This is a genomic window from Rhizobium skierniewicense Ch11 (assembly GCF_023757665.1).
GTDB classification, from domain to species: domain Bacteria; phylum Pseudomonadota; class Alphaproteobacteria; order Rhizobiales; family Rhizobiaceae; genus Agrobacterium; species Agrobacterium skierniewicense.
This window is the reverse complement of sequence record NZ_RXPG01000003.1, coordinates 301,638-315,511: the sequence shown is the minus strand read 5'-3', so window position 1 is coordinate 315,511 and position 13,874 is coordinate 301,638. Positions and strand designations below refer to the sequence as shown.

Here is a 13,874-nt window from a genome sequence, read left to right as displayed (position 1 = left end):
CATGGCCAACATCCTATCGGAAACGTCGCTGAGGCGTGCACGATTGCTGTCCGGCCTTATCATGCTCCTCTTCGTCTTCAGCCACCTATCCAACCACGCTCTGGCGCTGGTGTCGCTTGAGACCGCGGAAAACGGCCGCAGATGGTTCAGCCTTATCTGGCTCAATCCTGTCAGCAGTGTGATTTTTTACGGCGCGGTTCTCACGCACATCATTTTGGTCTTGCGGTCCATCTATGTGCGCCGTTCGCTAAAGATGCCGACGCGCGAGGCCTTGCAGATCATCATCGGTCTTTTAATCCCGTATATGATCATCGATCATGCCAGTGGTATCCGCCTTTCACGGATGCTCTACGGCATCGACATCGGGTACGAGATCGTCATCAATAACTTCTGGATCCGCAATCCGATGTTAGGCCTGCGGCAAAGCACCGTCCTCATCCTGATATGGGCGCATGGATGCCTTGGCGTGTTCTTCTGGTTGCGCTATCGCGATTGGTATAAGAAGATCTCACCCTATCTGCTGACCATTGCGGTGCTCTTGCCCATTCTGGCACTTCTGGGCTTCAGCGATGCGGGCCGGGAAATGGAGTACAATCCGCCGCCGCCGCGTGTTCCCCATGCCAATCAGGCCGAACTCGAGGCTGTGATCGACGGATTTACAAACGGTGCGAAAATTCTCTTCGGCAGCGCTGTTGTCTTCATCTTTGCACTTCGCGGCCTGCGCAGTTGGCGCCAACGGGCAAATGCATTCGAAATTCGTTATGAACACGGAGCGCTCGTCCGGGCATCCGCAGGCCTGAGCGTCCTGGAGGCGAGCCGAGCGGGCGGCGTATCCCACTTTTCAGCCTGTGGCGGCAAAGGCCGGTGTTCCACTTGCAGGGTGAGGATCATCAACACGCAAGGGCCGTTGCCGGAACCGTCTACGATGGAACGTGCCACACTTCAGCGTATCCATGCCGATTCTGACGTCAGGCTCGGATGCCAACTTCGCCCCAAGCACAGTCTGAGCGTTGCCCTTCTCCTGGCCTCAAAACAGCAAAGTGACATTCCCGCCAGCGGCGAGCCGATCCGACCCGGTCGCGAAGAGGAAATCGCGGTGATGTTCTGTGATCTTCGAAATTTCACCGCATTGTCGGAAGCGCGCCTGCCCTATGACATGGTGTTTTTGCTCAACCGCTACTTCACCGTCGTCGGCCAGGCCGTTGAGCAGGCGGGTGGCAGGTTGGACAAGTTCATCGGTGATGGTGCGATGGCCCTATTCGGGCTCGATGGCAACAAGGAAACCGCAAGTCGCGATGCCTTGAAAGCTGCGGCACTGATCCTTCGCAATATCGAGGCGCTCAACGAAGAACTCGAAAAGCAGTTTTCCGTCAAACTGCGTATCGTGATCGGCATCCACGCCGGCCCCTCTATTGTCGGTGTCATGGGCTACGGGGCGGCAAAAACACTCACTGCAATCGGTGATACTGTTAACGTCGCGAGCAGGCTCGAAAGCGCAGCAAAGGATTTCAATACGGCAATTGTCGTGTCCGAACCGGTCATTGTGCAATCGGGCCATCCAAACGCAGTTTTGGAAAGCCGGACCATACCCATCCGAGGCAAAAGTGCGCACATGAAGGTCTTCCTGATTTCTGAAACAGAAAGCCAGCGCTTCGTTTAGTCAGCCTATATCTTGCGATACAAGAAGTAGCGATCCGTGGGGACAGAACCAGGCAATGGCAACGGATTGAGCGTTTTTTCCTCCAGCGGCAGACCGCTGATCGCCACCCCGCCTTTTCCCAACATGCCCGCAACAAGCTGTGGCAGCCATGTCAGTGTCACCGCATCCTTCTCGGCATAGCCGGTGCCGATATCGGCATGCACGAGGGCAGCTTCAATCCCGAGATAGGCCTGCGCCGTTTCGGCAATTTCACCGATCACCAAGTCTTCTTCGGGGGGGACAGAGGATGCATGGGCACCCATCGCCCGGTCAAACGCGACGATGCGGCGATCGGGAAAGAGTTCGCGCAGATGGTTGAACGTGCGCCCGTTGCCAAGCCCGACTTCCATGACAGGCCCCGCAGGAAGATTGAGATCGGCATGAACATGGTTGAGAATATCGCGCTGCGCCGTCAGGCGGCGAATGAAGCTATCCAGTCTGCTCATCTGTTTTCTTCCATCAGGCTTTGATGATGTGGCTTGCGACGATACCACGCTTGGCAAACGCATTGCGCGTATCGATGATCAGCGCAGACCACTCGCTCAGGCTCTGGTAATCGATCATATCGTGGTCCGTTGCGACCAGAACCGCATCGAAAGCCTCGATCGTCTGCTTGTCCCAGGCGACGGACTTCATGCCCAAGAGATCACCATATTCCCTGGTCTTCGGAATTTCTGCGACATAGGGATCGAAATAGGACGGCTGGCCGCTGCGCTCGATGATGAGTTCGATCAGCTTGAGGGATGGGCTTTCGCGAATGTCCGGCACGTTCTTCTTGTAAGCCAAGCCGACGATCAAGACCTTGGACCGGCTGAGCGCCTTACCGCGGTGAATATCAAGCGCTTCGGCCAGACGGCTGACGACATGGCGCGGCATGCCTGTGTTGATCTGCCCGGCAAGCTCGATGAAGCGCGTCGGCAGATCGTACTCACGCGATTTCCATGTCAAATAGAAGGGATCGATGGGAATGCAGTGACCACCCAGACCAGGCCCGGGATAAAACGGCATATAGCCGAACGGCTTGGTCTTGGCCGCATCGATCACCTCCCATATGTCGATACCCATTGCCTCGTAAACGACCTTCAATTCGTTGACGAGGGCGATATTGACGGCACGAAAGACGTTTTCCGTGATTTTCACTGCCTCGGCCGTCGCGTTGGTGGAGACGGGGACAACGGTTTTAACGACAGATCCGTAAAACGTCACCATGAGTTCCGCTGCATCCGCACCCTCACCAGAGACAACTTTTGGAATGGTCGAGGTCTGGAAATCGCGATTGCCGGGGTCTTCACGCTCCGGCGAAAAACCGAGAAAGAAATCAACGCCGGATTTCAACCCGGTCTTTTCAAGAATGGTCTTCACCACGCCATCCGTCGTACCGGGATAGGTGGTCGATTCCAAGACGACGAGTTGTCCGGGGCGAAGCGTTTTCGCAATTTCACGGCACGTGTTTTCAACGTAAGACAGGTCTGGATCGCGATATTTCGTCAGAGGCGTCGGGACGCAAATGGCGATCACGTCGCAATCGGCAAGCTGTGCAAAATCGCTGGTCGCGACAAAGCCGCCATCCCGGCGCGCGTCGTTCAAAACATCCTGTGAAACCGCTTCGATGTAGCTTTCACCGGCATCGATGGCCGTGATCTTACCTGGATCGATATCGAAGCCAATAACCTTGAAACCGGAATGGGCAATCGTCATAGCCAGCGGAAGACCGACATAACCGAGACCGATCACACCGGCTTTCGCCGTTTTTGACCCAATAATTCCAAGAAGTTGCTGTGCGTTTGAAGAGGAAGTCAAAGCTGATTGCGTCCCGCGCATGGAAAAACATGCCCATCAGTTGGGCGAGAAGGGGCACGGTGTCAAGGTTTAGAACCCTTTCAAATTCCCATTGACGAAGCGCCTGACGACAAAGCAGAACTGACGCATGAAAATTGCATTCTACAGCCCGCTGAAATCACCCAATCATCCTGTTCCCTCCGGCGACCGGCTGATGTCGCGCCTGTTGATGCAGGCCATGCGTCTTTCAGGACATGAGGTGGAGGTGGTATCAGAGCTTCGCAGTTTCGTGCGCGAGCCGACAGGACAAAGCATCACTGACCTGAGATTGGTGGCGGAAACAGAGAAAGAGCGCATCGCTGCCACATGGATCCGCAAGGTCAAACCCGATCTCTGGTTCTGCTACCATCCCTACTATAAGGCGAGAGACCTTCTCGGACCTGAGCTGTGCAAACGTTTCGATGTCGTCTATGTCACGGCGGAAGCATCCTACGCGCCGAAACGCAACGCAATGGGTTGGGAAGAGATACAGGCTGCACTTCTGGCCGATCTCCAGTTCGCCGCCGTCAACATTTGCTTCACCGGCAGAGATCATGACGGGCTTTCAAAAGCCGACATTGGCCTCCGCCTGGCCATGCTTGCGCCCTTTATCGACGCATCGACATTTGTAAAAAGAGCGCCATCCCCAAACCGGTATCGCTTGGCCACAGTTGCGATGATGCGCCCCGGTGACAAAGTCAGCAGCTATCGGGCGTTATCGGAGGCTTTGAAGCTGGTGCCCCCGGAACTTCCCTGGACATTGGATATCGTCGGAGACGGCCCAGAACGGGCGACGGTGGAAGACCTATTCGGCAGGTTCGACCCAAAACGCATCGTCTGGCATGGCGAACAACGGGCCGAAAAAATCTCTGAGATCCTGTCGCAGGCTTCGCTCTACGTGTGGCCGGGACATGGGGAGGCCTATGGATTGGCTTATCTGGAAGCACAGGCTGCCGGTTTGCCCGTGATTGCGGAGCGGATCGCCGGCGTTCCGGAGGTCGTCATGGATGGTGAAACCGGTCTTCTGACGGAACCCGGTGACATCAAAACCTATGCCGATGCCTTGATATATCTGATGGAAAACGACGGTCAGCGTCAGGCGATGGCGGCGAAAGCCCGCCATTTCGCCACCTTCACCCGCTCCCTTGAACGTGCCGCCATGACATTGAATGATATTCTCGAAAATCTTCCGGAACAGACGTCATGACCCATAAACTGCTTCTCGAAACGCTGGATGATTTTGCCAGCAAGAACATCGTCGCGGACGTCTGGCTTCGCGATGACGATGCCACACAGCCAAGTCCCGCATTGGATCGGCTGATGGACCTGTCTAAGCAATATGGCGTGCCGATGACGCTGGCCGTCATACCGGAACCAACCGGCGAGGCGCTGGCGCAACGGCTTGAGAGCATGACAGGGATCGACGTGGCCGTGCATGGCTGGGCACATCGCAACCACGCGAGACCGGACGAAAAAAAAAGAGAACTCGGGCTACACAGACCGCTGGCAACGGTGTTGGGTGAGTTGCAGACGGCCCTGAGCAAACTCCAGTCCTTGCACGGCGCTCGTTGCGTTCCGATGCTGGTACCGCCCTGGAACCGGATCGATCAGACAATCGCCGCCCATTTGCCGCAAGCGGGTTACGAGGCGCTATCGGTTTATGGTCCCGAGACATCGGGCAGCATTCCTCTTCTTAACACGCATATCGATGTCATCGACTGGCGTGGCACGCGGGGCGGCAAGGACCATGACCTGCTTTTTGCCGAAACCGCTGTGCGCATGCGCCAAGCACAGGAGACGGGCGGCATGACAGGCATCCTCACCCACCATCTCGACCACGACGAAAACGTCTGGGCTTTTCTCCATTTGCTTTTCGCATTGACGGCCAATCACCCCGGTTGCCGCTGGCGCTCTTCTCGCCACTGGCTTGAACAGACATCACCATGATTTCCAGGCAATCAGAAGGCCGCCGCTCTCCGATCCCAAGAGGGAGCGAACATCCTCGATAGCGGTCAACGGTGCTTTATCCGGCAAGGTCGCGACAACGAAATCAGCCGGGGCAAGAGAGACTGATCCAGCCCGCGCCACGACTGTGAAGATGAGGGGGCCGGTTGCCCACCAGGCGGGCGCTTTCGGTAGTTTTGCCAAGATTTGTGGAAAAGCGTCCAGCATTCGACTGAAGACCGGATGTGCGGGCGGCGAGGCGACGAAGGAATTGGCCAGAAGCAGACTACCCTGCCCGGTCTTGCGCGGCACATCTTCGCCAAATGCCGTCAGTCCGATCATCGGCACTATGTCGAAGAAGCTCAAATCGTCCCGAGCGGGGTAAAAATCGCAGTCGAGATAGACACCGCCAACCTTCGATAAAATGACATACCGCGCTACATCAACCGCCCCCGGGTAATCTCCATCCGCCAGCATCCTGGCAAATATCGGGTTGGAGGTGATGCCCTCTCTGTCAAGATCAGCCTCACGCCAAAGACGGTAGGCGATATTATGGCGCCCCGCATGCTCCGCCCAAGCGCTGGTTGATACCGGTGGAGGCTTGTCGCCGATCCATATCTGATGCAGGATTTTCGGCACCGGCTCGCGGTTTTTAGCGCCAATCTCCCGGCGCTCTGTACCCGAAAACTGGCCGTAAGGTGCAAAAACATCCGGCGGCGGCACCAGCAAATATTGATAGCCGGTGCGGCTCACGTCATCACCTTGCGCCTTGGCTAACCGCAGAAAGGCTGAATGAAGCCGGCGCGGCAATCCCAGAGCGGTCTTTTCGCCCATAAGGTGGGTGTCTTGTTCGCCTGAGAGGTTATTGAGAACACCACGAGCCTCCGCAAAGTCTCCCGCGGCGACCATGTCTCGCACCTCGGCCAGTTTTTTGTCAAAATACGCCTTTCCGGGCATAGGACTTCCTCGGGTTTAATAACTCGGACACATGTTCGATTTAGATGTTTTTTTGGCGACCGTAACAGACACGAAGACCTAAAATTTTCGATGTTTCAGAAGCATAGACAGAACGAAAGGCCTAAGATAACGTAAGTTCGATGGCCCTTAAATAACTGCCACAAGCAAAAGAAGAATGGTGAGGACACCCTTGGCATGAGTTCAGGCGCCGATTTGCTTCGTATCGAGAATCTCGAGGTTTCCTTTTCGTTGATGGGCGGCAAAATCGATGCCGTCAGAAATGCCAGCCTGCGCATTCTGCCGGGCAAGGTGACAGCGCTGGTGGGTGAATCCGGCTCAGGCAAATCCGTCATTGGCCAGACCATCATGGGTATCCAGCCGCGCACGGCACGGGTCAAGGGGCGCGTGCTATTTTCCGATCCCGCTCGTCCTGAAAAAGGCGCGGTCGATCTTTTACAACTGGAACCCGACGGCAAGCCCATGCGGGCCATCCGTGGAAACCGAATGGGCCTGATCTTCCAGGAGCCGATGACGTCGTTTTCGCCGTTGCACACTATTGGCAATCAGGTCGATGAAGCCTTGCGCATTCACTCGGTTCTGACGCCGCGGGAACGGCAGGAAAAAATCGAGGAAACGCTTGATCTTGTCGGCTTTTCCAATCCGAAAAAAATCTGCAACATGTATCCCTTCGAGCTATCAGGCGGCATGCGCCAGCGCGCGATGATCGCCATGGCGCTGATTTGCCGCCCGGCACTTCTGATTGCCGATGAGCCGACGACGGCCCTTGATGTGACCATACAGGCGCAAATCCTCAAGCTGCTGCGGGATCTGCAAAGCCGCCTGAACATGAGCATGCTGCTGATCACCCACGATCTCGGCGTCGTCGCCAACATCGCCGACGAAGTGGCGGTCATCTATCAGGGCGAGATCATGGAATCCGGGCCGGTCAGCGATATCTTCCGCGCGCCATCCCACCCCTATCTCAAAGGCCTGATGGCGGCCGTTCCGCATTTCGAAATGAAGCCCGGCGAGCGGTTGAAGGCGCTCCGCGATGTTGTCATCGACAAGGAAAGCCTGATCGGCAAAAAGACCGATACCGTCGACAAAACCAAGGGTATTCTGCTAAGCGTCAACAATGTCAGCAAGACATTCACCACGCGCAAGTCGAGCTGGTTCAGCTCCGGCAAATCCACCGGCACCAAGGCCGTCGATGGTGTCAGCTTCGATATTCATCGTGGCGAGTGCCTAGGCCTTGTGGGCGAGAGCGGCAGCGGCAAAACGACGGTCAGCAAAATCCTGATGCGAGCGGTTCAGCCGGACGAGGGCTCCATCACCTTTCACAGCAAAAAAGGCGAGATCGACGTTTTAAGCGCCAAAGATGGTGATCTGCGCGAACTGCGAACGAAGATACAGATGGTGTTTCAAGACCCGATCTCTTCGCTTTCGCCGCGCATGACGGTCAGCAATATCCTCAGCGAGCCTCTCGAAATTCATGGCCGTGGCGATGCCAAATATCGGGCCGAAAGGGTCCGCAATCTTCTCAAAGCCATCGGCCTTGGCGAAAGCGCGCTCAATCGCTATCCGCATAGTTTTTCAGGCGGCCAGCGCCAGCGCATCGGCATTGCCAGAGCCCTGACACTGGGACCGGAACTGTTGATCTGCGATGAGCCCGTATCGGCCCTGGATGTATCGGTACAGGCACAAATTCTCAACCTTTTGAAAGATTTGCAAAAAGAGCTTGGCCTCACCTACCTGTTTATTTCGCACAATCTGGCCGTCGTGGATTACATGGCGGACAGGGTCGCTGTGATGTGCGAGGGGAAAATCGTGGAGATTGCACCGCGCGAGGCGCTGATGCGCAACCCGGTACACCCCTATACGAAATCGCTTTTGGCTGCGGTCCCCTTCCCTGACCTGGACCGACCGCTCGATTTCAGCACCATCGCCAAAATCAGCGCAACCGGAAAACTTGATTGGGGCAAGCAGTTTCGCGAAAGCGATGACACCAGTCTTGTCACAGCCGATCTCGGCGGTGGCCATCTGGTGCTTGCCAATGGAAATGTTGACGTTGCGGAGTTACGCTCTTGATCACGCGTAGAACGACACTCGCCCTTCTGGCATCCGTCTTTGCGCCATGGAAAGCCTTTGCAGCTTATACCGATTCGGAATTTCTGAAAGAAAAACGCGACAAGGGTGAGTTGCCGCCCGTGGACCAGCGTTTGCCAAAGAACCCGCGCGTCGTAAACCTCAAAAGTCTCGGACGTGAGCCGGGCAAACACGGCGGCTCCGCACGCATGCTGATCGGTGGTCAGCGTGATATCCGCCTGATGCCGATCAACAGCTATGCCCGGCTGGTCGGTTTTGACGAAAGCTTCAACTTCCAGCCCGATATTCTGGAAGGCTACACGATCGATGAGGAACGTATCTTCACGCTCAAGCTGCGTGATGGCCACAAGTGGTCAGATGGCAGCGATTTTACCACGGAGGACTTCCGCTATTTCTGGGAGGACGTGGCACTCAACCGCGAGATACACAAGGGCGGCCCGCCCATCGAACTGTTGGTTTATGAAAAACCGCCAAAGGTTGAGATCATCGACCGGGTGACGGTACGGTACACATGGGAAGGTCCCAACCCGGACTTTCTGGCCAAACTGGCCGGTGCGTCTCCCGCTCGTGTGTGTCTTCCAGCGGCTTATATGAAGCAGTTTCATGCGAAATATCAGACGCCGGAAAACCTCGCCAAGCTGGCAAAAAAGAACAAGGTGGACGACTGGAGCAGCCTGCACATCAAGATGTCGCGGCAGGTCAGACCTGAAAATCCCGATCTTCCGACGCTCGACGCCTGGCGCAACATCACCTATCCGCCGGCCGAACAGTTCATTTTCGAGCGTAACCCCTATTACCATCGCGTCGACGAAAATGGACTGCAACTGCCCTATCTCGATCGCTTTCTGCTGAACGTCACCTCATCGGAAATCATTGCCGCCAAGACGGCGTCCGGGGACAGCGATCTGCAATTCATGGGGCTGGACTTCAACGACTACACCTATCTCAAAGATGCAGAGGATCGCTTCCCGCTGAAGGTCAACCTGTGGACACGCAGCCAGGGATCGCGGGTCTGCCTGTTGCCGAACCTGAATTGCGGCGATGAGGTGTGGCGGAACCTGTTCCGGGATGTGCGCATGCGCCGCGCCTTATCCGTTGGTATCGACAGGCATGAAATCAACATGGTGTGCTTCTACGGGCTCGCCAAGGAAAGTGCCGATACCGTGCTGCCGGAAAGTTCGCTGTACCGCCCGGAATTCGCGCGCGCATGGGCTGACTTCAACCCCGCCATGGCAAACACGTTGCTGGACGAACTGGGGTTGGACAAGCGCAACGAAAAGGGCGTGCGCCTTCTCCCGGACGGACGTCCCGTTCATATCATCGTCGAAACAGCAGGCGAAAGCACGCTGGAGACGGATGTGTTGGAGCTGGTGACCGACCATTGGCGCAAACTCGGTGTCTCCCTGTCCAGCCGTCCGACGCAGCGCGATGTTTTCCGCAAGCGCGCGATGGGCGGAGAAGTCATGATGTCTGTCTGGTTTGGCATGGACAATGCCGTCCCCACCCCCGACATGTTACCCGCAGGTCTTGCGCCGACCGGCGACGACCAACTGCAGTGGCCGGTATGGGGTGTTCACTATCTTTCCGGCGGACGCGAAGGCACAGCGCCTGACCTTGCAGAAGCATCTCATCTGCTGGCTCTTTTGAAGAAATGGCGGGTTAGCGTCACGGAAGAAGAACGGCGTGCCATTTGGCTTGAAATGCTGGAAATCTATTCGCAGCAGGTCTTTTCGATCGGCATCGTCAACAGCGCGCTTCAACCCATTGTTCACGTCAAGAAGATGCGCAACGTCCCGGAAAAAGCGCTCTACGGATTCGAGCCGACATCCTATCTCGGTGTCTATATGCCAGACGCGTTCTGGTACGACGGAGACGCATGACATGCTCAGATATATTCTAGGGCGCCTGCTCGTGATGATCCCAACGCTCATCCTCATCTCGATGCTGGTTTTTACCATCATCGAACTACCACCGGGCGACTATTTCGAGAGCTATGTCGCCGAAATGCGCGCCATGGGCGAGACCGCCAATCTGGCCGAGATCGAGGAGTTGCGCACCCGCTACGGTTTCGATCAACCGGCACCGATCCGCTACTTCCGATGGGCGACCGGCATGCTGGTAGGAGATTTCGGTTTCTCCTTCGAATACCAGCTTCCCGTCAACGAGGTCGTGGGCGATCGATTGTGGCTGACGATGCTGGTATCCTTCGTCACGATCATCGTGACATGGATCATAGCCTTTCCTATCGGCATCTATTCCGCCACGCACAAATATAGCTGGGGCGATTACGGACTGACATTTGTTGGACTTCTGGGTATCGCCATCCCCAATTTCATGCTGGCGCTGATCCTGATGTATTTTGCCAACATCTGGTTTGGCATCTCCATCGGCCACCTCATGGACCGCGAATACTTGAACCAGGCCATGAGCTGGGCAAAGTTCAAATCCATTCTGGAGCATCTGTGGATTCCGGTCCTTATTATCGGAACAGCTGGCACCGCCGGCATGATCCGCCGCTTGCGCGCAAACCTGCTGGACGAGTTGCAGAAGCAATATGTGGTGACGGCGCGTGCCAAGGGCCTGCATCCCTTCAAGGTTCTGACGAAATATCCGCTGCGCATGGCACTGAACTTCTTCATCTCGGATATTGGATCAATTCTGCCTGCCATCATCTCGGGGGCGGAAATCACCGCCATCGTCCTCTCGCTGGAAACAACAGGTCCGATGCTGATCCGTGCCCTGCAAAGTCAGGACATGTATCTGGCCGGATCCTTCTTGATGTTCCTCGCTTTCCTGACGGTGATAGGCGTGCTGATTTCCGATATTGCGCTTGCCATTCTCGATCCGCGTATCCGCTTTGGGGGTGGTAACATCAAATGACATCGACCCTTCCCAAGCCCGGCGAAGCATTGCCGCATTACGTCTCGACCGCACCGTTCGATCCCAATCTGATCGAGCCTACGACATCGGGGCTTGCTGCTTTCAGCAAGGCCTCGCAGTTCAAGCTGATGTGGTGGCAGTTCAAGCAACACAAGCTTGCGCTCTATTCCGGTGCGTTCCTGCTCGTCGTCTACGTGTCGATTCTCATTTGCGAGTTTCTGGCACCCTATAATCTTCACACCCGCAATGTCGAAAACATCTACGCACCGCCGCAATCCATCCATCTTTTCAACGATGGCGAATTTGTAGGCCCCTTTGTTTACGGGCGAAGAATGAGCCTCGACATGGAGAACCTGCGGCGCGTTTACACCGACGTGCCAACGGATATACAAAAACTGCGTTTCTTCTGCCGTAGCGATAGCTACAAGTTCTGGGGCCTCTTCGACAGCAACGTGCACCTCGTTTGCCCTGCACAGGGTGGGCAGATGTATTTGCTCGGAACCGACCGTCTGGGGCGCGATGTTCTGTCCCGAATTATCTACGGCGCACGGATATCCCTGACCATCGGTCTTCTCGGCGTTGCCATGAGCTTCGTACTCGGTATCGTGATCGGCGGCCTTGCGGGTTACCGTGGCGGCGTGTTCGATCTGATCGTCCAGCGTATCATCGAGGTTCTGCAATCGATCCCCAGCATTCCCCTGTGGCTGGCTCTGGCTGCCATCATGCCGGTAACATGGAGCCCGATTCTCGTCTATCTCGGTATTACCCTCATTCTGGGCCTGCTGGACTGGACCGGCCTCGCGCGGGCCGTGCGATCCAAGCTCCTGGCGCTGCGCGAAGAAGACTATGTGCTTGCCGCGCAATTGATGGGTGCCAGCACGCCCCGTATCATCGGTCGGCACCTGATTCCCGGTTTCATGTCCCACCTGATTGCATCCGCGACCCTGACAATACCGGGCATGATTCTTGGCGAGACGGCCCTCAGCTTCCTAGGGCTTGGCCTTCGTCCGCCGATCACAAGTTGGGGTATTCTGCTCACGGAAGCGAGAAGTGTGAGCGTGATTGCCCTGTATCCATGGCTTCTTCTACCCACGGTACCGGTGGTACTGGTTATCTTGGCCTTTAATTTCTTCGGCGATGGACTACGTGATGCCGCAGACCCTTTCAAATAACCACGGACCGTTCAGTGACCCATCGATCAGACCAGACCAGCCATCCGACCCCGGACAAGAGGTGGCTGCCGTGAGCACGCGTTTGAACGATGCCCGTATCCTTATGTATAGCCACGATTCGTTCGGCCTCGGGCATCTGCGCCGTTGCCGCACCATTGCACACGCGCTGGTCGAGGATTACCGTGGCCTCAACGTTCTCATCATATCAGGCGCGACCATCGCCGGTGCGTTCGACTACCGCGCCCGCGTGGATTTCGTCAAAATCCCCAGCGTCATCAAACTCAGAAACGGCGAGTACACGTCGCTTGACCAGCACATCGATCTTCAGGAAACACTGAAGATGCGGCGCTCGATTATCTACCACACCGCCGAAAGCTTTCAGCCGGATATCTTCATCGTTGACAAGGAGCCTATGGGTCTGCGCAGCGAGGTGGAGGACACGCTCGCTTATCTGAAAGCCAGAGCGACCAAGCTCGTCATTGGTCTGCGCGATGTGATGGATGCGCCGCAATTGCTGGAAGCCGAATGGAAGCGCAACGATGTTTTGAACAAGATAGAGCGCTATTACGATCACGTTTGGGTTTATGGCCCGCCGGATTTCCACGACCCGCTCATGGGGCTGAATGTCCCGCCAAAGGTGCGGGAAAAAATGGATTTCGTCGGTTTCCTGCAACGCTCTAAAACGCAATCGGAAAGCACCTCGCATCGCCCCGAGGGCGATTATATTCTTGTCACGACCGGTGGCGGCGGTGATGGCAGCGAGTTGATCGACGATGTGATCAACGCCTACAAGGCCGATCCCGAGCTCACGCAGAAAGCGCTGATCGTACTTGGTCCTTATATGCCCGGTGACCAGCGCGCCCGCTTTCTGCAGAACACGGCCGATATTCCCCATATCGAGATCATCGGGTTCGACAATCGCATGGAAGATATCGTCGCGGGCGCCAGGGCTGTCGTGTCCATGGGCGGTTACAACACGGTGTGCGAAATCCTGTCCTTCGACAAGCCCGCCCTCATCGTCCCACGCATCGTGCCGCGTGAAGAGCAATTGATCCGGGCAAGCCGCGCGTCTGAACTCGGGCTGTTCGATATGCTGGTCCCAGAAGATGCTGAAAATCCGCAGAAAATGGCCCAGGCACTGAAAGACTTGCTCAAACGCGCGCCGCCTTCAGCCAACGGCAGAAATCTCACGCTCGACGGCCTGGAAAATATTTCCAAACGAATAGCCGAGTGGCTTCAGCCTCACGACGACGCGAAATCCACGGCTACCGGTGCCTGATTTCAGAAAGAGACGCTGA

At 56.2% G+C, this 13,874-nt stretch carries 11 protein-coding genes; 8 read left to right on the top strand and 3 right to left on the bottom strand.

All coding sequences use genetic code 11. The features are described from left to right. Position 1 precedes the first annotated feature (1 nt). Positions 2-1,660, top strand: coding sequence for an adenylate/guanylate cyclase domain-containing protein (locus EKM04_RS03055; RefSeq protein ID WP_234910945.1), 1,659 nt, complete (start codon positions 2-4; stop codon positions 1,658-1,660). A gap of 5 nt (positions 1,661-1,665) precedes the next feature. On the opposite strand, the gene EKM04_RS03050 is transcribed toward EKM04_RS03055, so the two are convergent. Together EKM04_RS03050 and EKM04_RS03045 are read right to left on the bottom strand one after the other, a co-directional pair. Beyond that, on the bottom strand, positions 1,666-2,145 hold the full coding sequence (locus EKM04_RS03050; RefSeq protein ID WP_183896203.1) for a class I SAM-dependent methyltransferase: 480 nt from the start codon (positions 2,143-2,145) through the stop codon (positions 1,666-1,668). Between the two features lie 13 nt (positions 2,146-2,158). Then, a complete protein-coding gene (locus EKM04_RS03045) occupies positions 2,159-3,520 on the bottom strand; it encodes a nucleotide sugar dehydrogenase (protein WP_183896205.1) in 1,362 nt (453 codons plus the stop codon). Between the two features lie 106 nt (positions 3,521-3,626). Here EKM04_RS03045 and EKM04_RS03040 point away from each other — a divergent pair, with 106 nt between their 5' ends. After that, on the top strand, positions 3,627-4,724 hold the full coding sequence (locus tag EKM04_RS03040; protein WP_183896208.1) for a glycosyltransferase family 4 protein: 1,098 nt from the start codon (positions 3,627-3,629) through the stop codon (positions 4,722-4,724). Beyond that, on the top strand, positions 4,721-5,464 hold the full coding sequence (locus EKM04_RS03035; RefSeq protein ID WP_183896210.1) for a polysaccharide deacetylase family protein: 744 nt from the start codon (positions 4,721-4,723) through the stop codon (positions 5,462-5,464). The genes EKM04_RS03040 and EKM04_RS03035 overlap by 4 nt, the downstream gene beginning before the upstream one ends. Here EKM04_RS03035 and EKM04_RS03030 read toward each other — a convergent pair. Then, on the bottom strand, positions 5,456-6,418 hold the full coding sequence (locus tag EKM04_RS03030) for a glycosyltransferase family 32 protein (RefSeq protein WP_183896212.1): 963 nt from the start codon (positions 6,416-6,418) through the stop codon (positions 5,456-5,458). The genes EKM04_RS03035 and EKM04_RS03030 overlap by 9 nt on opposite strands. A gap of 195 nt (positions 6,419-6,613) precedes the next feature. On the opposite strand from EKM04_RS03030, the gene EKM04_RS03025 reads away from it, so the two are divergent. The 5 genes from EKM04_RS03025 to EKM04_RS03005 all read left to right on the top strand — a co-directional run bounded on the left by EKM04_RS03025 (position 6,614) and on the right by EKM04_RS03005 (position 13,855). Continuing rightward, positions 6,614-8,506, top strand: a complete 1,893-nt coding sequence (locus EKM04_RS03025) for an ABC transporter ATP-binding protein (protein WP_183896213.1) — start codon at positions 6,614-6,616, stop codon at positions 8,504-8,506. After that, positions 8,503-10,404 carry an ABC transporter substrate-binding protein gene (locus EKM04_RS03020; protein ID WP_183896215.1) on the top strand — a complete coding sequence of 634 codons (1,902 nt, stop codon included), beginning with the start codon at positions 8,503-8,505 and terminating at the stop codon, positions 10,402-10,404. Before EKM04_RS03025 ends, EKM04_RS03020 begins: the two co-directional genes overlap by 4 nt. A gap of 1 nt (position 10,405) precedes the next feature. Beyond that, positions 10,406-11,404: an ABC transporter permease gene (locus EKM04_RS03015; RefSeq protein ID WP_174154206.1), complete on the top strand. Its 999-nt coding sequence runs from the start codon at positions 10,406-10,408 to the stop codon at positions 11,402-11,404. Then, a complete protein-coding gene (locus EKM04_RS03010) occupies positions 11,401-12,576 on the top strand; it encodes an ABC transporter permease (protein WP_174154207.1) in 1,176 nt (391 codons plus the stop codon). The genes EKM04_RS03015 and EKM04_RS03010 overlap by 4 nt, the downstream gene beginning before the upstream one ends. 70 nt (positions 12,577-12,646) lie before the next feature. After that, the gene (locus EKM04_RS03005) at positions 12,647-13,855 is read left to right on the top strand and encodes a glycosyltransferase family protein (protein ID WP_183896217.1); all 1,209 of its coding nucleotides are present in this window, start codon (positions 12,647-12,649) and stop codon (positions 13,853-13,855) included. Positions 13,856-13,874: the final 19 nt, after the last annotated feature.

Coding starts and splice junctions, on each gene's coding strand:
- EKM04_RS03055 (WP_234910945.1), top strand. CDS start 2: ATGGCCAACATCCTATCGGAAACGTCGCTGAGGCGTGCACGATTGCTG.
- EKM04_RS03050 (WP_183896203.1), bottom strand. CDS start 2,145: ATGAGCAGACTGGATAGCTTCATTCGCCGCCTGACGGCGCAGCGCGAT.
- EKM04_RS03045 (WP_183896205.1), bottom strand. CDS start 3,520: ATGCGCGGGACGCAATCAGCTTTGACTTCCTCTTCAAACGCACAGCAA.
- EKM04_RS03040 (WP_183896208.1), top strand. CDS start 3,627: ATGAAAATTGCATTCTACAGCCCGCTGAAATCACCCAATCATCCTGTT.
- EKM04_RS03035 (WP_183896210.1), top strand. CDS start 4,721: ATGACCCATAAACTGCTTCTCGAAACGCTGGATGATTTTGCCAGCAAG.
- EKM04_RS03030 (WP_183896212.1), bottom strand. CDS start 6,418: ATGCCCGGAAAGGCGTATTTTGACAAAAAACTGGCCGAGGTGCGAGAC.
- EKM04_RS03025 (WP_183896213.1), top strand. CDS start 6,614: ATGAGTTCAGGCGCCGATTTGCTTCGTATCGAGAATCTCGAGGTTTCC.
- EKM04_RS03015 (WP_174154206.1), top strand. CDS start 10,406: ATGCTCAGATATATTCTAGGGCGCCTGCTCGTGATGATCCCAACGCTC.
- EKM04_RS03010 (WP_174154207.1), top strand. CDS start 11,401: ATGACATCGACCCTTCCCAAGCCCGGCGAAGCATTGCCGCATTACGTC.